A 25,025-nucleotide genomic window follows, 5' to 3' on the forward strand; every position below is an offset into this window, starting at 1 on the left:
TAACAACATACATATGCAAATCTTATATTTTCAAAAGCACTGGCAGATTCCTTGACACTCCATTCTCCCTGAACTAAAATTAAAGAATACCGTTTTGCCAGTTCATATGGCAGCGGCACAAGGAGAAGTTATATGAAAAAAGTGAATCTGATCGTTCCCTGTTACAATGAAGCGGAAGCACTTCCTTTATTTAAGGACGAACTAAACAAAGTAATCCAGACTCTGGATCAATATACATTTGAGATACTTCTGATCAATGATGGTTCTACAGATACAACCCTTTCCGTCATGAAAGAAATCTGTGATACGGATTCTCATTACAAATACATATCATTTTCAAGAAACTTTGGAAAAGAAGCTGCCATGTATGCCGGCTTCTGTAATTCAGATGGTGACTATGCCGCCATCATGGATGCAGATATGCAGGATCCCCCTGCCCTACTGCCTGATATGCTCCACTGTCTGGAAACCGAGGATTATGACAGCGTTGCCACCCGGCGGGTATCGAGGATCGGAGAACCAAAGATCCGTTCCTTCTTTGCAAGGAATTTTTATAAGCTTATCAACAAGATCTCGGACGCAGATGTTGTCGATGGTGCCAGGGATTTTCGTCTGATGAAGCGTGAAATGGTAGACAGTATCGTCGCCATGTGCGAATACAACCGATTCTCAAAGGGTATCTTTGGCTGGATCGGTTTTAAGACCAAATGGCTGGAATATGAAAATGTAAACCGCATTGCCGGAGAAACAAAATGGAGTTTCTGGGGCTTATTCAAATATGCGGTCGATGGAATCATCAATTTTTCCGAAACCCCGATGTCCCTTGCATCCGGGCTTGGCATTTTTCTGACGATCTTTTCCTTTCTTATGGTTATTTTCATTATTATAAGAAAAGAAATATTCGGAGATCCGGTTGCCGGCTGGCCATCTCTTGCCTGTATCATCATCTTTATTGCTGGACTTCAGTTCCTGTGCATGGGTATTATGGGTAAATACATTGCCAAGACATATCTGGAAGTAAAAAACCGGCCACATTACATCGTATCGGAAACAAATAAGGATCATGTAGATCCGATCCATTAGGAATAAAAACAAAGAAGGCGTATATATAATGAAGAAACTTACATATATTATTTTGCATCTGCTGATTCTTCCATTGCTCCTCTACGGATTTTCTTTTTCTGTATCTGCGGAAGAAACCAGTTCCGAAGACACTGTTATACAGGTTACTGCGGAAGACGGCAGCGACATATCCCAAAAGCTGAACGAAGCGCTGATCAATGCCAGAGATCTTGCCGAAAGCTCCGGGCAGATTGTTACAGTCAGGGTTCAAAAAGGTAGTTATCTTCTTTCCGCTGCGCTGCATATTTACAGCAATACAACGCTGGATGTCACGGATGTTCACTTTACATTTGCCGGTTCCCATCGGTTCAATATGCTGATCACCGGTCCATCATCAACAGAAAATTACAAAGACTATGACGATTACAACAACAGTGAAGCCTGCTCCGGCTATGATGCCTATAAGAATATCACGGTTCTGGGCGGAATCTGGGAAAGCACCGAAGCCAATCTGAGTTGTATCGTTCGTATCTTTCATGCTACTAATATTACCCTTGACGGTCTTACTTTCACGGGCGGCGGATGCGTACATCAGCTAGAGGTTGCTGCGATCGACGGCTTTTATGTCAGAAACTGCACATTTAAAAACCACGGCAAACGTGCTGACGATACCAAAAACTTTGAAAAAGAAGAAGCCATACAGCTCGATATGCCATACAGTGAACTGGTATATCCCGGCACTTATCCGGACGGAACCCCTATGAAGAATGTGGAGATCACACACAATACATTCCAGAATATTGCCCGTGGTGTCGGAACACACACCATGCTCTGCGGTGCATATCACGAAAATATCAAGATCAACAATAACACATTTATCAATGTGCTGGAAGAATGTGTTGTCTGCTTAAACTATGTAAACTGTGAAGTAAAGAACAACACGATCACCAACTGCGGCGGCGGTATTCTGGTTCAGAATGCCAAGGAATACGAAGTATCCATGAACACAACGGTTTTAAATGGCGCAAAGAAGATCGACAACGCTGTTATCAACAATGCAGTAACAGAAGTCAGCGGCAACACCTTGAAGCTGACCTACCATCCGACAACATTAAAAACTGCCGGAATCTTCGTTTATGGAAGAAAGCTGAACAGCAACATCACAGGAGGAGATGGATTTCCTCTGCCGGATGAAGATTTCTATATCAGCTCCGTTATTATACGAAACAATACGATCATCACACCGGGAGACGGTATCACCTTATCCGATGCAAGAGATTGCGAGGTATCCGGTAATACGATCAATGGATATAATTTCTCGCCGGATGACAAATTACGAACTTCCAGAGATGGCATCCGTATTGATCAGTCCAGTAAGAATATCTCCGTAACCGGAAATGAGATCAAGAACATGCCGCGTTATGGTCTGTATATTACGGACAACAGTACCGCCTCTGCGATTGAAAATAACACCTTTAAAAACTGTACCGGAACCGGAATCTTTCTGACAGACTCCAGTGCATGTATCTATGATATTGCAAACAACATTGTAAAAAACTGCAAAGCCGGCGGTATTCTGGTTGGGAACAACAGCCGTGTCACGAACATAACAGGAAATGCCTTTGGTGCTGTCAGTGGCAATCCGGCGATCAAAGTATACAGCAACAGCCGTACCGGGCTGATCTCGACAAACCGGGTACGTGACATGGGTGATAAAACAAAAGCAACCGTTGCAAATGCAATTGAGATTACCGGACGCTCTTTTGCAAAAGAGATTTCATCCAACCGGATCTATGCATCAAAAACGGATGTCTCCTCCGGAATGGGAATTCTGGTTGATAAGGCCTCCAAAATTGCAGGTTCCGTAAAAAACAACACGATCTCGGATGTAGCCCTGTATGCCGTATCTATTGCCAATCATTCCAAGGTTGCAGAGCTGGTCAGTGAAAATGTGCTCTCTTCCATTGGCAAAAGTGCGATCGCAGTAAATGGAGCCAGCAGCATCGGTCAGAACATTGAGGGAAACTCTATCAATGGAAGTGGAACCAACGGTATCCTTCTGGAAAAAGAAGCAACGGTCTGTGGCGGCATCAACAATAATACAATCAGTGAGTGCAGCAATTACGGCATCAATGTCCAGAGCATCAATAACGATACAACTATCTCGTATAACTATATTTCCGCAAAAGGCAATGCCCCAATCAACATTGCTGCACACAGCAATTACCTGCTGACAGTTGTCAAAAATACCTTATGTGGATCTGCATCATTAAATGGTATGCAACTATCCAAATGTAATGTAGCTATTTCTGACAACGATATTACTGATTTCAAATATGGTATTGCTGCTTCCTCATCCGTATCCGGTGCGATCAGCAATAATATATATAACGATATAGCAAATAAAGATCTGTCGATTAATGACACTGACCAGAAAATATGCGGTACGGTAACGGATCTCACCTGTTCTATGAATACAGCACGCAATCAGGCAACCTTATCATGGAAGAAGGTCAAAGGAATCAGTGGCTATGAAGTACAATACAGTACAACCGATCATTTTTCCGGCAAATCGACAAAACAGCTTGGCAAGGGACAGACATCCTATGCTTTACAGGATCTTCCAAAGGGCAAAACAATCTACTATCGTGTTCGTGCCTATCGTTCCTTTGGAAATCTCAGCATCTATGGTTCCTATACAAGCGGAAACTTTACCGCCTGATCCTGTCAGGCAGATACTTAGTGGCATCTGTTTTTTTAACAGTCAACCAGAACATCTGATATTTTTGAAAGGGGAAGTTTTATGAAAAAACATCTTATCTCATGTATGGCGGGAGCAGTCCTTGCATCCGGTCTTATCTTCGGAACTGCATTTCGCTCAAATGCTGCAATGCCGGCTTCCGGTTTTACAACAGCGCCGGTCTTTGCCGCCGCATCGAATGACGACATGCTTATCTCTGACAGTGTGATCACACTGACTGTTAAAAACGGAACTGACATTACAACAGAATTAAACACAGCTTTAAAAACTGCCAGAGATATGGCAGATCAGACGGACAGTATCATTACTGTAACCGTTCCTTCCGGTTCTTATACCCTGTCATCGACAGCCCGTATTTTCAGCAACACCACATTAAATCTGAAAGGTGTTACACTGACCTGTGCAGACAATGGTAAATTCAACATGATCATATCCGGTACTCCCGGCTCCTACAAAGACCAGACAAACTACAACAAAAGTGATCTCTGCACCGGATATGATGGATTTAAAAATATAACGATCAATGGCGGAACGCTGATCGGAAACAGTGAGAATACTTCCAGTATGATCCGTCTCTTTCATGCAACAAATGTGAATCTGTCCGGTATCACCCTGTCGGGCGGCGGCTGTGTGCATCAGATGGAGGTTTGTGCGATCAATGGCTTCTATGTAAAAAACTGCACTTTCAAAAATAACGGACGGGAAACCGGTGTGACAAACGCTCACGTCAACCAGGAAGCCCTTCAGCTTGATACTCCATGTAAAGAAGCCGCATTTCCGGGTGTCGTTCAGGATGGCACAACAATGAAAAACGTTGAGATCACCGGATGTAAATTTCAGAATGTCATCCGTGGCATTGGCAGCCATACACTTCTTCTGGGTGCTTACCATGAGAATATCAAGATCAATAACAATACCTTCAATAATGTTATGGAAGAATGTATTATCGGACTTAACTACCGCAACTGTGAGATCAAAAACAATACGATCACAAACTGCGGCGGCGGTATCCTGTTCCAAAATTTTAAATCCTACGAAGGCTCTGTTATTTCTACCATTCTGGACAGTAAACAACCATACAAAGGAAAGATCATCTACGATCTGAACTCTGTCATCAGCGATAACACAATCACCTTAAAGTATTCTCCATCCTGTGAAAATCCTGCAGCTATTAAGGTATTTGGCCACAACCAGTTGAAAAAAATGAAAGGTGCGGACGGTAAATATTTCCCTACCGGAAATTATTACATTACCGGTGTAACCGTATCCAATAACAATATCACAACAGCCGTTACCGGCATCCACATCACTGATGCCTGGAACTGTACCTTTACAAACAATACCGTTACCGGAAAGGGATTCAGCGCAAAGGATCCTCTGAAAAATGAACGAGACGGCATCTTTATTCAAAGCTATGCAAAAGGACTTGTCCTGTCAAACAACAAGGTCTCCGGAATGACCGGACACGGTATTGCCATTCATTTCTCATCAACGGCTAAGGATATTATCAGCAACACAATTTCCAACTGCGGCGGTTATGGTATCCACATCTATCAGAACAGCGGTTGTACCGGTTTATTATCCAAGAATAAAATAAAGAAATGTGCAAGCGGCGGCATCAGTCTCAGTACAAACTCTACGGTGGCAGATATTCTATCCAATACCATCACCGGTGGCTGTACAGATACAGGTATCAGCCTGTACAATAACTGTGAAGCCGGAAAGATCAAAAACAACACGATCACAGCCATCGGCAAAAATGCTCCTGCGATCAAGCTGTCTCAGAAGTCAGCCTCTAAAACCATAACCGGAAACAAGATTCAGGCAGGAACTGCAAAATATTCCTGTGGAAGAGCAATCTTCCTTTATAACGGTTCCAAGGTTCGCGGTTCCATTATAGGCAACGCTATGGAAAACAGTAACGATACTGCGATCTGCATCTCCACAAAGTCAACCGTAACCGGAGGAGTTACAAACAACCAGATCCTGTCAGCCGGAAAATACGGTCTTCAGGTCTTCAACGCATCGACTATAAAGAAAACGGTTTCGGGAAATACGATCAAGAAGGCAGCAACAAGCGGTATTAATATATGCAGTACCAAAAATGTGCTGACAATCGATAAAAATACAATATCCGGAAGCTCCAAGGCAGCCATCTATGTGCAACCGGCTTCCACACAATATAAAGTGACAGTTAAAAACAACACTATTACCGGCAATAAAAAAGGTCCTGGCGTCTCAGCTCTCCAGGCAAATATCAAAGTGATCGGCAATAAAATATCCAAAGTGACCTTCGGTGTATATGCAGACCAGAAGTGCAAAGGCAACATCTACTCAAATAAAATTTCCAAAGCCTCCCGCCGCAAGGTATACACTGCCACTAAAAAAGTGAAGCTAAAAAAATAATCCCTCCGAAATGGAGATATCACTTATTGAAAGCCCCCTATAATACATTTATGCCGCAGAGCGCGAGCGTTCTGCGGCATAAATGTATATATATCTTTTTTTATACATAAACAGACCCGTGAGCATTATATATGTACATCATTATACAGCAAGCCTATCCGAGTGCCGGTACTTAGGTTGCGTCTTTTGCAACCTTATGTACCGCTGCACCGAGGATAGAACGAAAGTGTCTTGCGGAATAATGGATGTACTATATAACGATCACGGGTCGTACATATATTATTAGTCTAATGTGACTTTAACCTTTTTGAGGTTCCAGATCTCTTTTGCATACTCTTCGATTGTTCTGTCAGATGAGAACTTACCGGAGCATGCTGTATTCAACATAACCATCTTAGCCCAGTTCTTCTCATCTCTGTAAAGAGTATCGATCTTTCTGTGAGCTTCTACATAAGAAGCAAAATCCTTAAGGATGAAGTATACATCTTCGTTGATAAGTGAATCATACAGATCTCTGAAACGATCCGGATCATCAGAAGAATACATACCATTGATAAGCTGTGTAAGAACAGTTCTTACTGCTGCATCATTGTTGTAGATATCCTTTGGATTGTATCCACCTTCACGCTCATACTTCATAACTTCTTCAGCTCTTAAACCGAAGATAACTGCATTTTCTTCACCAACTTCTTCAACAATCTCTACATTTGCACCATCCATGGTTCCAAGTGTAACTGCACCGTTTAACATGAACTTCATATTACCTGTACCGGATGCTTCTCTGGAAGCTGTTGAAATCTGCTCGCTGACATCTGCTGCTGCGAAGATCAGCTCTGCATTGGATACTCTGTAGTTCTCAATGAATACAACCTTGATCTTACCCTTGATAGATGCATCGTTGTTGATAACATCTGCAACGGAGTTGATCAGCTTGATGATAAGCTTTGCTCTCTTATAACCGGCGGAAGCCTTTGCACCAAAGATATATGTTGTTGGATACATATCATATGATGGATTTGTCTTCAGCTCGTTATACTGATACATAACATGTAAAATATTAAGAAGCTGTCTCTTGTACTCATGAAGTCTCTTAACCTGTACATCAAAGATAGAACGAGGATCTACATCCACGCCATTATGCTCCTTGATATAATTTGCAAGACGGATCTTGTTCTGGTACTTGATATTCATAAATTCCTGCTGATACTTCTCATCAGTAGCATATACTTTTAACTTCTTCAGATTTGAAAGTTTAACGATCCATTCATCACCGATCTTATCTGTGATCCAGCTTGCAAGAAGCGGATTACCATGAAGAAGGAAACGTCTCTGTGTAATACCATTTGTCTTATTATTGAACTGCTCAGGTCTCATCTCATAGAAGTCCTTCAGCTCTCTCTCTTCCAGAATCTTTGTATGAAGTGCTGCAACACCATTTACAGAGTAAGAACCTGCGATAGCAAGATGTGCCATCTTAACCTGACCATCATAAAGGATAGCCATGTTCTTAACCTTATCCTGGTTGCCCGGATACATAGACTGAATCTTCAGTACGAATCTTCTGTTAATCTCTTCTACGATCTGGTAGATACGAGGAAGTAACCTTGAGAATAATTCTATCGGCCATTTCTCAAGAGCCTCAGCCATGATCGTATGGTTGGTGTATGCACATGTTCTGGTTGTGATATCCCATGCGTCATCCCACTCAAGACCTTCTTCATCCATAAGGATTCTCATCAACTCTGCTACTGCAACTGTTGGATGTGTATCATTCATCTGGAACGTAACTTTATCCGGAAGATTATGAATATCGCTGTTCTTCTCCTTGAATTTCAGGATTGCTCTCTGAACAGACGCTGAAATGAAGAAGTACTGCTGTCTCAGTCTTAATTCCTTACCTGCATAGTGATTATCATTTGGATAAAGAACTTCAACAATCGTCTTAGCAAGGTTCTGCTGCTCAACAGCCTTTTCATATTCACCCTTATCAAATGAATCAAGACAGAATTCCTGATCTGCTTCTGCATCCCAGATACGAAGTGTATTTACAACATTGTTGCCATAACCGACAACCGGAACATCATATGGTACGGCACGAACTGTCTGATAACCATCCTGAATAAAGTAATTTCTTCCATCTCTGTTCTCAACTCTTACATAACCGCCAAATTTAACTTCTACAGCATACTCCGGGCGCTTGATTTCAAATGGGTTGCCATCCTTTAACCAGTCATCCGGCAGCTCGATCTGATAACCATCCTTGATCGCCTGCTTGAACATACCATAACGATAACGGATACCACATCCGTATGCTGGATAACCAAGTGTTGCAAGAGAATCCAGGAAACATGCTGCAAGACGTCCCAAACCACCGTTACCAAGTGCTGCATCCGGCTCCTGATCCTCAATCAGATTCAGATCAAATCCAAGTTCATCTAATGCTTCTTTTACTGCATCATAGTATGTCAGATTGATCAGATTGTTTCCCAGGGCTCTACCCATCAGGAACTCCATGGACAGATAGTAAACTGTCTTAACGTTCTTCTTCTCATATTCCTTATGTGTTGCTATCCATCTGTCTATTATATCATCCTTAACAGCGTAGCTGACAGCCTGGAATACCTGCTGTGGAGTTGCCTCTTCGATTGGTCTTCTGTACAATGTTTTCACATTTGTAATAACCTCTTTTTTGAAGCCCTCTTTGTCGAAATCAATCAACTTTTTCATTTATCGTATCCTCCTTGAAAATTGCACGCCAGAATGCATCCCTGACGATTTTTCTATAATCAGATGCCGGTATTATCCGGATCCTTTATATCTCTTTCGTCCTGATTCATCATAATAACCGATTTTACCATGAGAATTTTTGGAAGAAACCTATATTATTTTAACAAAAAAACATGTATTTCTCAATACATGTCTTAATTTTTTGTAGAAAAATACATATTTTTTAGACCAAAGTCTAATTAATCTTGCAATTTTACAATGATTTTTCAATTATTTTCTGTTTTTATAGTTATTTATACGCTCTTGCCCTATGCAACATACCAATATCTTAACAGTTTCATAAGGGATTTTCCTTCTAATAACCGCCTGAATAATAGCCGCCACAAGGGAAACAGCACATATTTCCACCACAGCAGGAGAGACAAAGCAGGGTAGTGCAGAATGTATTACAGCATTTTGTCATATCCCGGCCTGACATATCCATGCCGTAGCCCTGTCCCTGATCCATATACCATTTCGATCCGCTCTTGATCTGTTCGTACGCCTGCTTGTATTCCATATTATCCGGCTCTAACTGTATCGCTCTCTGAAGCATCTCAAGCGCCCGAATCTGATTACCAAGTCCGGCATTGCACACACCGGAATAATAATGCCATTTTGCATTATGATCCTGGATCTGGTTCAATACTGTTCTTGCTTCCTCATAACTGCCTGACCGCAGATAGTTTCTGGCTGCCTGAAAATATCTGGAATCCTGATCGTTTGGATCATATTCCTCCCGTCTTCCGCCGGTATAACCGCCAAACCCACCAAACGGTCCAAAGCCGCCATAGAATCCGCCAAACGGATCTGACTCATCATAAGTCGTTCTTCCACCGCTGTTGCTGTTTCGGTAACTGCCTGAACCATATGAACCATTTCCATATGGGCTGCCATATCCACCTGCTCCGTATGAATTTCCATAACCGGTATCACCATCCATGATCGCCTTATATGCCTGCTGGATCTCTTTGAACTTCTCCTCAGCCTCAGCTTTATTTGGATTGTTGATATTCGCATCCGGATGATATTTTCTGCTCAATCGTCTGTATGCACTTTTTACTTCATCATTACTGGCATCATGCGACAATCCCAGTACTTCATAAGGATCTTTCATTTATTCTCCATTCTGCCTGTTATCTGCTTTGCTACCGCATCTTTCGGCAGTTGCTTTATAATAATTATTCCATATGCCAGAATACACGATATTCCTGAGAATTTCCACATTTTTTATAATCGGAAGCTTCTCAAATTCTCTGGCACATTCTGCCGCCTGCATCATCAGGACTTCTTTTACCCAGTCTGCAAGCTTCTGCCATTCCTCCACCGGAATGTCCTCTGTCTTCATTTCTTCACTACATGTAAGCTTGTGTATCAATGGATTAAAGCTGTGTTTTTTTCGGTCCTTTTCAATATCATCGTAAGCGTCCAGAATATATACAAATCTTCCAAGATAATAACCGATCTTTCTCAGATTTTCTTCCCATGCATCAGCTCTTACGGCAAATATCTCTGCCAGCACTTCACCAAAATATCCTGATAACCGATCCAGATCTTCACTGTTTTCTTTCTCAAGCTCGCTGATCTTTGCAAGCCGATCTGCAATAGTATCAATCTTTTGTCTGTAATCATATAATCGGCTGTCTTCCTTTTCCAACTCTTTCTTCGGTATTAAAAGCTCCGCATACAGCTTACGAAACAGCTTCTTATCATCTGTCCAGTCATCCATGCATTTGTAATATGTAAGTATACGGTTCATATCCGCTGCATAATCGGAGTACAGATTTCTAGCATATTCATGCTTTGTCATCGGATGGACCACACACCTTTTTGTACCCCGCTCCTCTGACGGCTCATACAATCCGGTAAGCAGCAGCACCAGAAATGTCATATCGTAGCTTAATGACAACTGGCCTTTTGCGCCCTGATCTTCTTTTAATGCCCTGCACAACCCGCAGTAATACCTGTGATATTCGTCAAATTCTTTAAATTTCATTTCCTGCTGGTTTACTACTATATATCCAAACACGCGCCTGTCTCCAATCAGCTTTTCTTAATAAAAGTATTCCCACATTTCGGACATCTTATCTCGATCCTGCCCTTGCCTCGTGGAATCCGGATCATCTGCTCACAACGTGGGCAGGTGAAGATCTTATAATCTTTTCCGGCTTCTTTGCTTTTCTTCATCCGTTTAAATACATTTCGAACGCCTGTCGTGTGGCTTAGAAACCACTTATTTTCTGCCGCACGTTTGTCATATTTCTTAGAAAAGATGCGCACATATCCATAGATAAAAGAAGCAAGTCCAAGGAAATACAAAACTCCTGTCTTCGCCCAGACATCTATGATGATCAGGATCAGTCCCATCCAAGTCAGAAATGATGAAAACTGATCATTTCCATATCTTGTTCGCATAAAGTTGTAAATCTTATCTCTCATATAAGCACCACTCTTTCTTTACCCTGCAGATCTGCTGCCATTTCAGCACCTTCAAATCATGTATTCTATCTATATATTTCCGATCCGACGATCGTAATATTCTGCCTATCCAAGGATCATTGCAGATTCCTGTAACTGTCTGTAAGCACCCTTTATATTGCCCGCTTCTATATCCGTGATCCGGTCAGCATCCGTCCGACATACCAGTTTCTTTAAGTATTCCAGATCTCTCCGAATCTTCTTGATCTGAGCCTTATCCAGATTCTGACTTTGTACCTCTAACTGATTTTCTACTTTATATACATATGCTTCAGCTTCGTTCCAGATATCCATATTTTCCTTGTTGCCCTGAGTCTCTTCCTCATACCGCATGGCATCTTCCCTTGCCCGACGGATTTCTTCCTCTGAAAGATTCGTGCTGGATGTGATCACGATCTGCTGTTCCACGCCTCTGCCAAGATCCTTTGCAGATACCTTTAGGATACCATTTACATCAAGATCAAATGTAACCTCGATCTGCGGAACTCCTGCAAGTGCTCGCTTGATCCCACTCAGGCGGAAGTTACCAAGCAGCTTATTATCTCTGGTATATTTGCGTTCGCCCTGATACACCTTTACCTCTACATCACGCTGGAAATTTCCGGCCGTCGTAAAGATCTTGGATACCCTGGTCGGAATTGGTGAATTTCTTGGGATCAGTACATTTGCAATACCACCTAAAGTCTCGATTGACAGAGACAATGGTGTTACATCCATCAACAAAATATCATTTACCTTATTCGTAACGGTCAGACCACCACTGAGCTTTCCTCCCTGAATCGCAGCTCCCATCGCAACGCACTCATCCGGGTTGAGATTCTTCGAAAGCTCTTTTCCGGTTATCCTCTTAACCTCGTCCATAACGGCAGGGATTCTGGTTGACCCACCAACCAATAATACCTTATCTAAACTTCCGGCTGATATACCTGCATCCCGAAGTGCCTGATTGACCGGACCGTCTGTCCGTTTTACAAGATCATCTGTCAGCTCATTGAACAACTCTCTGGTTATGAGCATATCGAGATGCTTCGGCTCGTTCTTTACGACCGTGATAAACGGAAGATTGATATGAGTCTGCAGCGTACTGGATAATTCCTTCTTTGCCTCTTCGCATGCTTCCCGGATACGCTGTACCGCTGTTATATCTTTCTCCAGATTGATCCTTGTTTCTTTCTTAAATGACTTTATCACATACTGCACCAGACGCTCGTCAAAATCATCACCACCAAGATGATTGTCGCCTGCAGTTGCAAGAACCTCGATCACATGATCTCCGATTTCGATCACGGATACATCAAAGGTTCCGCCACCAAGGTCATATACCAGAATCTTCTGTGCCTGTCCGTTATCCAGACCATAGGCAAGTGCCGCTGATGTCGGCTCGTTAATGATTCGAAGTACATTTAACCCTGCGATCTTTCCGGCATCCTTCGTCGCCTGTCTCTGACTGTCATCAAAATACGCCGGAACCGTGATGACCGCATCATGAACCGGCTCACCCAGATAGTTTTCTGCATCCGCTCTTAACTTTGACAGAATGATCGCCGATATCTCCTGTGGTGAATAATCTTTTCCATCTATTCTTTTTCTATATGCTGTTCCCATTTCTCTCTTGATCGATGCAATGGTTCTGTCTACATTTACCGTAAGCTGTCTCTTTGCAGCATCCCCCACCAGTCTGTCGCCATTTTTCGTAATGGCTACTATCGATGGTGTAGTACGGTTGCCTTCGGCATTCGGTATGATTGTCGCCTGTTCGCCTTCCAGAACGGCCACGCAGCTATTTGTCGTTCCTAAATCTATTCCTATTACCCTGCTCATGTATGATCTCCTTTTCTATCCGGACGAAGATATCTATACTGATATATCCTGTATTGTGTAATATCTATATAAATAGTATCTACTTTGTTTTTTCTAAAAGTATGATAGACAAGTTTTTTGAATAAATTGTGTATAGTTTATAAAGCAAGTATAAAGTGTTTCATAAAACTTTGGCTAGCTTTTGAGTTAAGAAAGAGCTATGATATCTAAAGAGTTTTACAGAAAGTGGTGTTTTTATATGCGAGAGAAAACAAAAGCAATTCTTTATATAATTCTGGCCGGTGTCGGTTTTTCTTTTATGAACGTATTCGTACGATTATCCGGTGATCTTCCTACGATTGAAAAAGCATTTTTCCGCAATCTGGTCGCAGCATTCATCGCGCTTGTTGTCCTGATCCGAAGTGATCTCGGACTGCATTATGAGAAACGGCACATTCCGATGCTGTTTATGCGGTCGATCTGCGGCACACTCGGTATCATGTGTAACTTCTATGCAGTCGATCACATGAACATCGCCGACGCTTCGATCCTGAATAAGCTGTCACCGTTTGCCGCTGTTATCTTCTCAATCTTCCTGTTAAAGGAAAAGGCAAGTCTGAAACAATATGCTGCTCTGATCGGGGTATTCATCGGCGCTTTATTTGTTATCAAACCATCCCTGAACTTCGCTGATTTTGCTCCGGGTCTCATCGGTTTTACCGGCGGTATGGGTGCAGGCGCTGCTTATGCGGCAGTAAGATATCTAAGCAACCACGGTGCAAAAAATCCACAGATCGTATTCTTTTTCTCCGCATTTTCGACTCTGGTCATGCTGCCATTTGTGATCGCCTTTTATAAACCGATGTCATTTTTCCAGTTGTTCTGTCTGTTAATGGCAGGTGCCTCCGCTGCTGTCGGTCAATTCTCGATCACGGCTGCTTATTCACATGCTCCGGCAAAGGAAATATCGATCTTCGATTATTCGCAGATCATCACCTCGGCAATCCTTGGTTTCATCTTCTTCAGCCAGATACCGGATGCATTGAGCTTTATCGGGTATGCCGTTATCATCGGCATTTCTTATCTGAACTGGCGCGCAGGATTAAAAGCAGATGCAGCCGGCAAGTAAATTTAGATACTTTTTTATAATTATTACTATAATATTTCTTATTATTTATATGGCTAACAGATTTGTATTAAACGAAACATCTTATCATGGAGCAGGTGCGATCACAGAGATCGCTACAGAGGCCATCGGCCGTGGCTTCAAGAAAGCATTTGTCTGCTCTGATCCTGATCTCATTAAGTTCGGTGTTACTAAGAAAGTAACAGATGTTCTGGACAACACTGGTCTTGCATATGAGATCTATTCCAACATTAAACCAAACCCAACCATCGAGAATGTTCAGTCAGGTGTTGCTGCTTTTAAGGCTGCTGAAGCTGATTACATCATTGCAATCGGTGGCGGATCATCCATGGACACAGCAAAGGGCGTTGGTATCGTGATCGCAAATCCGGATTTTGCTGATATCAGAAGTCTTGAGGGCGTTGCTCCTACCAAGAATAAATCCGTACCTATCTTCGCTGTACCTACAACAGCCGGAATTCCTGCCGACTTAAAAGATATCGTAAAACCGGAGGATATTCCTTTCCTTGCTCAGTCTGCATATGATGATGCATGCCGCCCAGGCAATCCAAAGGAGACAAGCGTTGAGGATATCACCAAGCTGTACGAGTCATTGATCTAGGATTTATATAAAAACAGGGATGTTACATCGAGGGCATCATAATCATTATGATACCCTCAACGTTACATCCCTGTTTTTTATTTTATTTACATCTCACGGAATCTCTTATATCTTGCAGCAGCAATTTCTTCGCCGCTCATTCCATCGAATTTCTTCAGGAATTCCTTGGCATTCATTTTAATGAATTTACCGATATATGGGACAGATTCTTTATCTGCTCCGCCATACTCAGGAATAACCTTCTCGATCACACCAAGTCTTGAAAGATCCTGTGCGGTAAGCTGCATAACCTCTGCCGCCTCCTCTGCACGATTGCTGTCCTTCCAGAGAATTGATGCATAGCCTTCCGGTGAAAGAATGGAGTATACTGCATTTTCAAGCATCCATACTTCATTACCAACTGCCATAGCAAGTGCTCCACCGCTGCCGCCTTCACCGATCAGGATACAAAGTACAGGAACTTTAAGGGCTGACATCTCGTAAAGGTTTCTTGCGATTGCTTCACCCATACCACGCTCCTCTGCTTCCAGTCCACAGAATGCACCGGGTGTATTTACAAATGTGATGATAGGACGGTTGAACTTCTCTGCCTGTTTCATCAGACGAAGAGCCTTACGGTATCCATCCGGAAGCGGCATACCGAAGTTACGCTCCATACACTCTGTCATGCTGGAACCCTTTACCTGTGCGATCACGGTTACAGGCTGTCCATCGATATGACCGATACCACCAACAATCGCTTTATCGTCATTCATTGTTCTGTCTCCATGGATCTCATGGAAATCTTCACAGATATAATCAATATAATCAAGTGCGCAAGGACGAGTCATCTGTCTTGTACCACGAATTTTCTCCCAAGGAGTCTTATTCTCAACAGAAGTCAATCTCTCCTTTAAGATCTCGCTGATATCAAACTTCTCGTCTTCTTCCTTATCGAAGTTTGCATAACCGGTTCTCTGTTTATGCGTAACGATCAACTGATACATGGTATCCTTCATCTTATCTCTGGTGATAATACCATCAATAATACCATGCTCTACCAGGAACTCAGAACGCTGGAAGCCTTCCGGAAGATCCTGTCCGATCGTCTGTTTGATAACACGAGGGCCTGCAAATCCAACCAGAGCACCGGGCTCACCTAAGATGATATCGCCAAGCATTGCAAAGCTGGCTGTTACACCACCGGTTGTAGGATCTGTAAGGATCGATACATATAACAATCCGGCTTCTGAATGTTTCTTCAATGCTGCGGAGGTTTTTGCCATCTGCATCAGGGAAATGATACCCTCCTGCATTCTGGCACCACCGGAACAACAGAACATGAATACAGGAAGCTTTTCTTCTGTCGCACGCTCAACCGCTCTGGCAATCTTCTCACCAACAACATAGCCCATACTGCTCATCAGGAATCTGGCATCACAGATACCGATCATAGCCGGCTCACCATTGATCAGAGCCTTACCGACTGTAACCGCTTCTTTCAGTCCTGTCTTTTCCTGCGCAGCCTTAACCTTATCTTCATATCCGGCTGTATTTAACGGATTTGACATCGGCATATCTTCAAACCATGGTTCAAATGACTTTGGATCTGTTACCATCTTGATACGGTTCTTTGTCTTAACACGGAAATAAGAACCACATTCATAACAAATATATTTTGCCTTTACAACTCTCTGCTTATCAAGCTCAGCTCCACATTTCGGACATTTTACAGTCTCCGGTTTTGGCTGTTCTGCTTCGACAGCCTTCATTTTTTCCATCTCGGCTTCTTTTGCCTTTTTCTTTATAAATAACATTTCTTTTTACTGCTCCTTATATTTCTGTAAAAGAATACATGCGTTATGTCCACCAAATCCAAGAGAATTGCTGATCGCACAGTCAACCTCCTGCTCATATGGCTCCTTACAATAATCAAGATCCAGTTCTTCTTCACTCTCATGAAGTCCACGGGTTCTGTGGATATAGCCTTCTTCGATCGTCTTTGCTGTAACGATACATTCGATTGCACCTGCTGCACCAAGAAGATGTCCTGTCATAGACTTTGTAGAATTGATCTTGATGTCCTTTGCATGATCGCCAAATGCTTTCTTGATCGCTCTGGTCTCAACCAGATCGTTTAAATGTGTACTGGTTCCGTGTGCATTGATATATGCAACATCCTCCGGTGATACGCCCGCATCCTTTACAGCATTTAACATTGCTCTTGCAGGGCTCTCGCCTGAATCTTCCGGTGCTGTGATATGGAATGCATCACTGGAGCATCCGTATCCGCTGATCTCGGCATAGATCTTTGCGCCACGCTTCTTAGCATGTTCCAGTTCCTCAAGAATAACGATACCGGAACCTTCACCAAGAACGAAACCATCTCTCTCTTTATCAAATGGAATTGAGCATCTGTCTGGGTTATCAGATGATGACAACGCTGTTAACGCATCAAATGTCGAGATACCGATTGGTGAAACTGCTGCTTCTGTACCACCGGCGATCATTACATCTGCATCTCCATACTGAATTGTACGGAATGCTTCACCGATACTGTTTGTACCGGATGCACATGCTGTAACAACATCAATACTCTTTCCCTTGCAGCCAAGCTGGATCGCAATATTACCTGCTGCAATATTGCTGATCATCATAGGTACTGTAAATGGGCTTACACGATTCGGTCCTTTTGTCATGATCTTCTCATATGCACTTTCAAGCTCCTGAAGACTTCCTACACCGGAACCGACACAGGTTCCAACCATGTATGGATCTTCTGCTGTCATGTCAAGCTTTGCATCTGCAACTGCTTCCTTTGCTGCTGCAACCGCGAACTGTGAAAATCTTGCCATTCTTCTTGCGGCCTTTGGATCAATATAATCTTTTGCTACAAATCCTTTTACTTCACCTACAACCTTGCACTTATATTCTGATGCATCAAACTGTGTAATCGGTCCAAAACCATGTCTGCCTTCTTTTAAGCCATTCCAGAACTCATCCACATTCAGACCAAGTGGAGTAACCGCTCCCATTCCTGTAATCACTACTCTTCTACTCATATTCAATAATTCTCCTTAATATAAAGTATGATTTCCATTTTCTTCCATATATATACCATCCAGATTATCTGTGAAAGATATAGAAGAAATCCTGCATTGTTAAATTCTATAAAAATTTACTTTGTCAGCTTATGTATAAACCACACAGAATGCATGGTTACGCCGATATTGTACTACATTTTACAAAAATATGGAAATAAATCTTGTAAAGTTTTTATTAATTATCTCACGATTTCGCGGCATACTTCGTCTTCCGACAACATTTCTCCGCTATTTTTCTTTTCGTATTGAATGGAAAAGATGAATTTCTTACTGATGAAATAATTCAAAAAGATCACAAGGATAGATGTAAATACCTTCACTCCCATCGCATTCCATTTCAGTCCGGTAACAAGCGCAAAGATAATCCCCGTTTCGATCAGAAGTGTAGATATCCGGCTCAGATAGAATAATCCCAGTTCAATAAAATATGCCTTTATCGTTGCAGCCTTTGTGTGGAATACAGATTTGCGGTTTGTCGCAAATGACACATAGTTGTACAGAATCCACGACATATAATTGGCATAGATCTCATTTATCCCGCATTTGTACATAAAAACCCAGGCAGACCCTAAGTTCACTGCCCCTACGAGTATGCCCCATGCGATATATATGTATATTTCCTTTGGTATTTTGCGTAAAAGTTTCATACCATTCTCCCTATAGTCCTGATATCGGAAGCTGCTTGAGTGTCGTCTCTTCTTCCGGAAATTCCCGGACGATGCGATCATACATTTTACGGTTAAAAGCTTCCCTTTCTTTATAATTGAATTTTAGAATGTTCTTATAGCCCCATAAATGTGTGAATATATCCTGGTTCTCGATCTGTGCCGAACCGGGAAAAAAAGATGATATCTGCTTTCCCTGCTTCTCTGCACACATCGCAAGAAGCCGCTGTTCCGCAAATACCATATGACAGAGATTCTCCTCTGTCTCCAGACAATTCTCCATAAATGTGATTGAACTGTCAACATAATAATTCTTAAACGCTTCATCCGCGATATATAACATACAGGTATTGACCGGAAGAACCTCAAAGCTCCAGTCCGGGTCAAACCGATACTCCGGCTTCATATGGAAAAACTCTTTTCCCGGATACACATCAGGGAATATCCCTTCTCTGTGTATTGCACAGATATCCGTATCTTTTATAATATTCCGTATATCCTTCCAGATGATCAGATCCAGATCCACCATGACCGCAGGCATCTGCATTTTTTTCAATGAATATAATTTGCCGGCTGCCCAGAACACCTTTTCCGGTACCGCTTCCGGCACTGTAATTTCCTCGATTCCGAGATTCCAGATGTGCGCAAGTCCCAGCTTCTCGATAAATGCTCTTGCCTCTTCATCCGCACACAAACGGATCCCCCCATTGTATTTTCTCCACATCAATGCCGAAAGAATCATCGTAAGGACTTCATAGTCCTGCATCCAATATTCTTCCGCTTGTTTTCCCGCCATATATGGTTTTGACCATAAGGAATGAAATCCGTCCATATGTTGTCCTTTCAAGATAATTGAAAACCGACTAAATATTGATTAGTTACAGGCTCTTGACCTTCTCAGCCAAGGGACGCTTCCGCTCTATATTAAATCCAGCCCATAGCCAAATGTGCTGTTTCCGCCTTTTCTGCTGCATGGTCGTTTTGACCGGTTTATAAGCTGCCATTCCGGCGGCATGTAATACCAATGCGGAATATCATAATCATCTGCTCCACCATCTGTTGCCTGATAAAATGTCGGTGTGTACCGGCTGCCTGCTAAAAATCCACGCTGACTGCCATTCTCGTATTCCCACTCATACATCCAAGGTCGATTACTGCTTGTCCAGAATTCACGATTGCTGCCCGTCAGATAGCCTCGGTTGCTGCCATAGAAAAAGCCGTTCCGGCTTCCAAAAAAGAAGCCCCGATTGCTACCTGTCAAAAACTCCCGCTGACTTCCAAAAAGGAATCCCTGCTGACTTGTCCCCCAAAATCTACCTTGACTTCCAAAGAAATTTCCACGTTGACTTGTACTAAACAGACTTCTCTGACTACCACCGAATAGACTTCTCTGGCTGCCATTCTCATATTCCCACTCATACATCCAAGGTCGATTGCTACTCGTCCAGAATTCACGATTGCTGCCCGTCAGATAACCTCGGTTACTGCCAAAGGAAAAGCCATTCTGACTTTCAAAAAAGAAGCCCCGATTACTATCTGTCAAAAATCCTCGCTGACTGCCAAAGAAGATTCCACGCTGGCTTGTGCCAAACACCCCTCTCTGACTGCTCATCTGACTTCCAGATACATCCGTACGATTTCCTTTACCGCCATTCTGCGAACCCTGTATCCTCACGTTCTCTGCTTTCTTCTTATAATCAACCGGGATTAATATATTTCCGTTAAATTCCACACTAAAAGGCCTGCCATTCCACATCACATATGTGCGATACGGATACAGCCTGCCCTCATGTGCGATCAACTTCATATAAACAGGAATTCCACCTGTTTTTTCTTCCAACTGTCTTGCCTGTTTTCCTGTTGCCTTTATAAAATAACCACCCGAAGGCAGTCTGTCATTCAGGATGGAATTCAATTCCTCATTCCACTCTATATAAACATTAAATTCCCCATTATCATTACGATAGTTTCGCATATCAAAAAAAACCAGACCGGCAGCCACTGGAAGCATGTTAGAAATTCTGTTATCAAATTGTGAAAGTTCCTCTCCGGCTCTCTTCAAAAACAATGAATACACGAAACTCATTCAAATCTCCATTCTGACACCCACAAATATGCTGTCCCAATTTTTCTGTCTCACAGGCGTCATTTGTTCGCCCTTCACGCTAAAAAAACGCTACAATCCCATACTAAATACTCATGATATTATGGTAAACCATTTACCCATTTATTTCAAGAAAAATCACACTTTCTTGCAATGAAAAATCAGCAGAATCAGGACTTCAAAAGCCACAAATATTAACAGCCGCAGAATTCCTGCAAATAGAATAATCATCTTTAGACAATAGACAAAAGCCGGACACTATCTCTTTAAACCAAAGATAGTGTCCGGCTTTTATCTATCTACAATTTATGCATCTTTATTATCTGCTAATGCTGCTGTGATGATCGCCATAGAATAAACCTCATCTGCTGTACATCCTCTGGACAGATCGTTGATAGGAGAATTAAGTCCTAACAGGATCGGGCCATATGCTGAGAAGTTACCCATTCTCTGTGCAATCTTATAACCGATATTTCCTGCATTGATATCAGGGAAGATAAAGGTATTTGCATTTCCTGCAACCTCTGACTGTGGACATTTCTTCTTTGCAACTCTAGGTGATACGGCTGCATCGAACTGAATCTCACCTGAGATCGGAAGATCAGGGTTACGCTCCTTTGTCTTTCTTGCTGCATTTCTCATCTTATCCACATCTTCGCCCTTACCAGAGCCATAGGTTGAATAGCTTAAGAATGCAACCTTTGGATCTACACCGAAGATTCTTGCACAACGAACCGTCTCCTCTGCGATCTCAACCAGCTCATCTTCATTTGGCTTGATGTTGATACCACAGTCACCCATAGCGAACACTTCATTACCACCTGTTGCAAACGGACGTACCAGAATGAAGCAGGATGAAACCAGTGTGTTGCCCGGTCTTGTCTTGATCAGCTGTAAAGCAGGTCTTACTGTATCTGCAGTTGAATATGTAGCACCACCGAGAAGCGAATCTGCAATTCCCATCTTAACAAGCATCGTACCAAAGTAGTTGTTTTGATACAGGATCTCTCTTGCCTGCTCCGGTGTCACACCCTTGCTCTTTCTGAGTTCACAGAACATCTCAACCATCTCATCCATACGATCAAAATTCCTTGGATTAATGATCTCGGAACCTCTTATATTAAAACCGCTTTCCTCTGCAACTTCATAAATCTTATCAGGATCTCCTACAAGAATCGGATGCAGGAAGTTACTTGCAAGAAGTCTTGAAGATGCTTCCAGAATACGGGGATCAGTACCTTCAGTCAAAACAATTGTTTTTGGATTTTTCTTCAAAATATCGATCAATACACCGAAACCAAAATTTTTACGTTCTTCCACGATTATAGTCCTCCATTGATTATTTATACGAATCATATATCATGCATTACATACACGTTCCGTATATTTTCAGTATTAAAAGCTATACTTGCGCATAGCGAGTCATCTTACTTTTATTATAGTGATTTTTAACGAATAAACAAGGTTTTCCATCGAAATAATTGTACCTTTTTTTGAACAATTATAAAATTAGTTCTTGACAAATATATCATACCGGTGCAATATGAATACAATAAAACAAACCAATGAGCAAGAAGAGTAGCTTATGAACAACATGTCCAGAGAACTGCAGGTGGTGAGATTGCAGTGATGATTTCTTAAGTGAATGGACTTGCGAGGGCAAACCGAACGAGCGAATCTAGTAGGGGCGACGGAGACTTCCCGTTATAGAAAGTACATATATGTTAGTATATGGTTGAGTGCATCAGATTTTGATGAATATAGGTGGCACCGCAGGAGTGTTGTATTTGTATCTTGTCCTATAAGCGTTTTGCTTTTGGATGAGATTTTTTTATACAATCTTCTGACGGTGCTTTTTCTTTTTATAAAAAGCAGATCAGACAAAGCGCACCTCACCATACATGAACAATTTCAAATAACTTATTAAACTATTATTTATGAACGAGGTGAAACATATGATACGACCAACACTTAGCGAAGCAAAAGAATATGCGAAACAGGGATATCACATGGTTCCGGTCTGTTATGAGATGCTCTCCGATATCATCACTCCGATCAATCTGTTGAAGAAACTAAAAGCGGAAAATGAGCATTGCTACATTCTGGAAAGCGTGGAGAATCAGGAGCTCTGGGGAAGATACACTTTCCTTGGATACAGTCCAAAACTGGATATCATCTGTATGAACGGAACCCTGACATTAAAGGATGAGAACGGAGCAGTCATCAAAGAGACCTCCGGCATCCATCCGGAAATCTTCATCCGTGAGGTTTTAAAAGATTATAAGAGCCCTAAGATCGAAGGCTTCCCTACTTTCACCGGCGGACTGGTTGGATATTTCTCTTATGACTATCTGAAATACAGTGAAAAGAAGCTGGTGCTTGATGCAAAGGACGAGGAAGGATTTCAGGATGTCGACCTGATGTTATTTGACAAGGTGATCGCATTTGACAATGTAAGATCCAAACTGATCCTGATCGCAAATGCCGGCACAGCAAATATCGAAGAAGGATATCAGAAAGCCTTACAGGATATCAAAGAAATGAAAGAACTCATTCTCCATGGCGCAGAAGCCGATATTCCTGCTCCTGTTCTTAAGACAGAATTCAAACCATTATTTGACAAAGAAGCCTACTGCCGGATGGTAGAAAAGGCAAAGCACTATATATATGAAGGAGATATTTTCCAGGTCGTGCTTTCCAACCGACTGGAAGCCGAAATGGAAGGAAGCCTGTTCGATACCTACCGGCTGCTCCGAAGCACAAACCCATCTCCTTACATGTTCTACTTTGATGGTGACACGATCGAGGTTGCCGGGGCTTCCCCTGAAACTCTGGTCAAGGTAGAGGATGGCGTTCTCCATACATTTCCTCTGGCAGGCACAAGGCCAAGGGGAAAAACAAAGGTCGAAGATCTGGAACTGGAAAAGAGCCTGATGGCAGATGAAAAGGAACTTGCAGAACACAATATGTTAGTGGATCTCGGAAGAAATGATCTCGGAAAGGTCAGTCAGTTTGGAACGGTCGAAGTCGAACGATACATGTCCATCCAGCGTTATTCACACGTTATGCATATCGGCTCTACCGTACGCGGAACACTCCGTGAGGATCTGGATGCGATCTCCGCTGTCGATGCGGTTCTTCCGGCCGGAACCTTATCCGGTGCACCGAAGATCCGGGCATGTGAGATCATCAACGAGCTTGAAAATAACAAACGAGGTATTTACGGCGGCGCGATCGGTTATATCGATTTCTCAGGAAATCTGGATACCTGCATCGCGATCCGAATCGCATACCGCAAAGGAAATAAAGTATTTGTCCGTTCCGGTGCCGGCATTGTAGCCGACAGTGTACCGGCAAATGAATTCCAGGAATGCATCAACAAAGCAAAAGCCGTAACGGATGCATTGATTAATTCTCAGAAAATACGAGGTGACGAAGCATGATATTACTGATCGATAATTATGACAGCTTTTCCTACAATCTGTATCAGCTTGTAGGAAAGATCAATCCTGACATCAAGGTAATACGAAATGATGAATACACCTGTCAGGAGATTGAAGCAATGAACTCGGAGAAGATCATCATTTCACCCGGTCCCGGAAGGCCTTCCGATGCAGGTATCTGTGAAGAAGCCATCTCCTATTTTGCCGGCAAGGTTCCGATCCTTGGTGTCTGTCTCGGACATCAGGCAATCTGTGAAACCTACGGTGCAACGATCACATACGCCAAAAAGCTGATGCATGGCAAAATGTCCGTTGCAAATGTCGACATCAACTGCAAACTGTTCAAGGGACTTCAGAAACGGATCGAGGTTGCCAGATATCATTCTCTTGCCGCTTCCGAAGAAAACTTCCCGGATGTTCTTACCGTTATTGCCCGAACCGACGATGATGAGATCATGGCAGTCAAACACAAGGATTATGAAATATATGGTGTCCAGTTCCATCCGGAATCGATTCTGACACCAAAAGGAACGATCATCTTACGAAACTTTTTAGAGGCGTAATCAAACATTTGCAATCAGCACTATATTTCTATGATTAAACATTCCTGACATTACCAACCAGTGGACGCTTCCGCTCGTTGAGACCTGCAGCGGTACTAAGATGCTGCTAACGCACCATCAAGAACCGGCGGTCTCAAATGCCACTG

General features: G+C 42.5%; 18 protein-coding genes and 1 other annotated feature. Of the genes, 7 read left to right on the forward strand and 11 right to left on the reverse strand.

The window, feature by feature from the left end; all coding sequences use genetic code 11:
• The first annotated feature begins 132 nt into the window (after positions 1 to 132).
• The 3 genes from OCV60_RS01215 to OCV60_RS01225 all read left to right on the forward strand — a co-directional run bounded on the left by OCV60_RS01215 (position 133) and on the right by OCV60_RS01225 (position 6,229).
• A complete protein-coding gene (locus OCV60_RS01215) occupies positions 133 to 1,083 on the forward strand; it encodes a glycosyltransferase family 2 protein (protein WP_021944319.1) in 951 nt (316 codons plus the stop codon).
• Between the two features lie 28 nt (positions 1,084 to 1,111).
• Positions 1,112 to 3,784, forward strand: coding sequence for a right-handed parallel beta-helix repeat-containing protein (locus OCV60_RS01220; RefSeq protein WP_117822460.1), 2,673 nt, complete (start codon positions 1,112 to 1,114; stop codon positions 3,782 to 3,784).
• A gap of 81 nt (positions 3,785 to 3,865) precedes the next feature.
• Positions 3,866 to 6,229 (forward strand): right-handed parallel beta-helix repeat-containing protein, encoded by a 2,364-nt coding sequence (locus tag OCV60_RS01225; protein WP_262529071.1) that lies wholly within the window; start codon positions 3,866 to 3,868, stop codon positions 6,227 to 6,229.
• A 282-nt stretch (positions 6,230 to 6,511) separates the two neighbouring features.
• Here OCV60_RS01225 and OCV60_RS01230 read toward each other — a convergent pair whose 3' ends face one another.
• The 5 genes from OCV60_RS01230 to dnaK all read right to left on the reverse strand — a co-directional run bounded on the left by OCV60_RS01230 (position 6,512) and on the right by dnaK (position 13,294).
• A complete protein-coding gene (locus OCV60_RS01230) occupies positions 6,512 to 8,956 on the reverse strand; it encodes a glycogen/starch/alpha-glucan phosphorylase (RefSeq protein ID WP_021944316.1) in 2,445 nt (814 codons plus the stop codon).
• 355 nt (positions 8,957 to 9,311) lie between these two features.
• Positions 9,312 to 10,112, reverse strand: coding sequence for a J domain-containing protein (locus OCV60_RS01235; protein WP_262529073.1), 801 nt, complete (start codon positions 10,110 to 10,112; stop codon positions 9,312 to 9,314).
• A complete protein-coding gene (locus tag OCV60_RS01240; protein WP_262529075.1) occupies positions 10,113 to 11,024 on the reverse strand; it encodes a DUF5685 family protein in 912 nt (303 codons plus the stop codon). It abuts the gene before it with no gap.
• Between the two features lie 14 nt (positions 11,025 to 11,038).
• Positions 11,039 to 11,434 carry a zinc ribbon domain-containing protein gene (locus OCV60_RS01245; RefSeq protein WP_021944313.1) on the reverse strand — a complete coding sequence of 132 codons (396 nt, stop codon included), beginning with the start codon at positions 11,432 to 11,434 and terminating at the stop codon, positions 11,039 to 11,041.
• Positions 11,435 to 11,539: 105 nt separating this feature from the next.
• Positions 11,540 to 13,294, reverse strand: a complete 1,755-nt coding sequence (gene dnaK, locus OCV60_RS01250; RefSeq protein ID WP_173783734.1) for a molecular chaperone DnaK — start codon at positions 13,292 to 13,294, stop codon at positions 11,540 to 11,542.
• A 238-nt stretch (positions 13,295 to 13,532) separates the two neighbouring features.
• On the opposite strand from dnaK, the gene OCV60_RS01255 reads away from it, so the two are divergent.
• Entirely contained in the window at positions 13,533 to 14,402 is an 870-nt protein-coding gene (locus OCV60_RS01255) for a DMT family transporter (RefSeq protein ID WP_021944311.1), read from the forward strand.
• Between the two features lie 49 nt (positions 14,403 to 14,451).
• On the forward strand, positions 14,452 to 15,021 hold the full coding sequence (locus OCV60_RS01260; protein ID WP_262529076.1) for an iron-containing alcohol dehydrogenase: 570 nt from the start codon (positions 14,452 to 14,454) through the stop codon (positions 15,019 to 15,021).
• A gap of 86 nt (positions 15,022 to 15,107) precedes the next feature.
• Here OCV60_RS01260 and OCV60_RS01265 read toward each other — a convergent pair whose 3' ends face one another.
• The 6 genes from OCV60_RS01265 to pta form a co-directional block, all read right to left on the reverse strand.
• Positions 15,108 to 16,817, reverse strand: coding sequence for an acetyl-CoA carboxylase carboxyltransferase subunit alpha (locus OCV60_RS01265; protein ID WP_262529077.1), 1,710 nt, complete (start codon positions 16,815 to 16,817; stop codon positions 15,108 to 15,110).
• Positions 16,818 to 16,823: 6 nt separating this feature from the next.
• Positions 16,824 to 18,062 (reverse strand): beta-ketoacyl-ACP synthase II, encoded by a 1,239-nt coding sequence (gene fabF, locus OCV60_RS01270; RefSeq protein WP_008401733.1) that lies wholly within the window; start codon positions 18,060 to 18,062, stop codon positions 16,824 to 16,826.
• 221 nt (positions 18,063 to 18,283) lie between these two features.
• Positions 18,284 to 18,751, reverse strand: coding sequence for a GtrA family protein (locus tag OCV60_RS01275; RefSeq protein ID WP_262529078.1), 468 nt, complete (start codon positions 18,749 to 18,751; stop codon positions 18,284 to 18,286).
• Positions 18,752 to 18,761: 10 nt separating this feature from the next.
• A complete protein-coding gene (locus tag OCV60_RS01280) occupies positions 18,762 to 19,601 on the reverse strand; it encodes a DUF6734 family protein (RefSeq protein ID WP_262529079.1) in 840 nt (279 codons plus the stop codon).
• 87 nt (positions 19,602 to 19,688) lie between these two features.
• Entirely contained in the window at positions 19,689 to 20,855 is a 1,167-nt protein-coding gene (locus tag OCV60_RS01285) for a hypothetical protein (protein ID WP_262529080.1), read from the reverse strand.
• Positions 20,856 to 21,179: 324 nt separating this feature from the next.
• On the reverse strand, positions 21,180 to 22,229 hold the full coding sequence (gene pta, locus OCV60_RS01290) for a phosphate acetyltransferase (RefSeq protein ID WP_008401728.1): 1,050 nt from the start codon (positions 22,227 to 22,229) through the stop codon (positions 21,180 to 21,182).
• A gap of 200 nt (positions 22,230 to 22,429) precedes the next feature.
• Positions 22,430 to 22,678: a binding site (T-box leader), on the forward strand.
• 150 nt (positions 22,679 to 22,828) lie between these two features.
• On the opposite strand from pta, the gene OCV60_RS01295 reads away from it, so the two are divergent.
• The gene (locus tag OCV60_RS01295; RefSeq protein ID WP_262529081.1) at positions 22,829 to 24,316 is read left to right on the forward strand and encodes an anthranilate synthase component I family protein; all 1,488 of its coding nucleotides are present in this window, start codon (positions 22,829 to 22,831) and stop codon (positions 24,314 to 24,316) included.
• Complete coding sequence (locus OCV60_RS01300; RefSeq protein WP_262529083.1) at positions 24,313 to 24,879, forward strand: anthranilate synthase component II; 567 nt, start codon at positions 24,313 to 24,315, stop codon at positions 24,877 to 24,879. Before OCV60_RS01295 ends, OCV60_RS01300 begins: the two co-directional genes overlap by 4 nt.
• Positions 24,880 to 25,025: the final 146 nt, after the last annotated feature.

Source organism: Coprococcus ammoniilyticus (assembly GCF_025567345.1).
Lineage (GTDB): Bacteria > Bacillota > Clostridia > Lachnospirales > Lachnospiraceae > Coprococcus > Coprococcus ammoniilyticus.

Bases quoted from the DNA above. Each gene is read 5' to 3' on its own strand.
- OCV60_RS01215 (WP_021944319.1), top strand. From the start codon at position 133: ATGAAAAAAGTGAATCTGATCGTTCCCTGTTACAATGAAGCGGAAGCA.
- OCV60_RS01220 (WP_117822460.1), top strand. From the start codon at position 1,112: ATGAAGAAACTTACATATATTATTTTGCATCTGCTGATTCTTCCATTG.
- OCV60_RS01225 (WP_262529071.1), top strand. From the start codon at position 3,866: ATGAAAAAACATCTTATCTCATGTATGGCGGGAGCAGTCCTTGCATCC.
- OCV60_RS01230 (WP_021944316.1), bottom strand. From the start codon at position 8,956: ATGAAAAAGTTGATTGATTTCGACAAAGAGGGCTTCAAAAAAGAGGTT.
- OCV60_RS01235 (WP_262529073.1), bottom strand. From the start codon at position 10,112: ATGAAAGATCCTTATGAAGTACTGGGATTGTCGCATGATGCCAGTAAT.
- OCV60_RS01245 (WP_021944313.1), bottom strand. From the start codon at position 11,434: ATGAGAGATAAGATTTACAACTTTATGCGAACAAGATATGGAAATGAT.
- dnaK (WP_173783734.1), bottom strand. From the start codon at position 13,294: ATGAGCAGGGTAATAGGAATAGATTTAGGAACGACAAATAGCTGCGTG.
- OCV60_RS01255 (WP_021944311.1), top strand. From the start codon at position 13,533: ATGCGAGAGAAAACAAAAGCAATTCTTTATATAATTCTGGCCGGTGTC.
- OCV60_RS01260 (WP_262529076.1), top strand. From the start codon at position 14,452: ATGGCTAACAGATTTGTATTAAACGAAACATCTTATCATGGAGCAGGT.
- OCV60_RS01265 (WP_262529077.1), bottom strand. From the start codon at position 16,817: ATGTTATTTATAAAGAAAAAGGCAAAAGAAGCCGAGATGGAAAAAATG.
- fabF (WP_008401733.1), bottom strand. From the start codon at position 18,062: ATGAGTAGAAGAGTAGTGATTACAGGAATGGGAGCGGTTACTCCACTT.
- OCV60_RS01275 (WP_262529078.1), bottom strand. From the start codon at position 18,751: ATGAAACTTTTACGCAAAATACCAAAGGAAATATACATATATATCGCA.
- OCV60_RS01280 (WP_262529079.1), bottom strand. From the start codon at position 19,601: ATGGACGGATTTCATTCCTTATGGTCAAAACCATATATGGCGGGAAAA.
- OCV60_RS01285 (WP_262529080.1), bottom strand. From the start codon at position 20,855: ATGAGTTTCGTGTATTCATTGTTTTTGAAGAGAGCCGGAGAGGAACTT.
- pta (WP_008401728.1), bottom strand. From the start codon at position 22,229: ATGATTCGTATAAATAATCAATGGAGGACTATAATCGTGGAAGAACGT.
- OCV60_RS01295 (WP_262529081.1), top strand. From the start codon at position 22,829: ATGATACGACCAACACTTAGCGAAGCAAAAGAATATGCGAAACAGGGA.
- OCV60_RS01300 (WP_262529083.1), top strand. From the start codon at position 24,313: ATGATATTACTGATCGATAATTATGACAGCTTTTCCTACAATCTGTAT.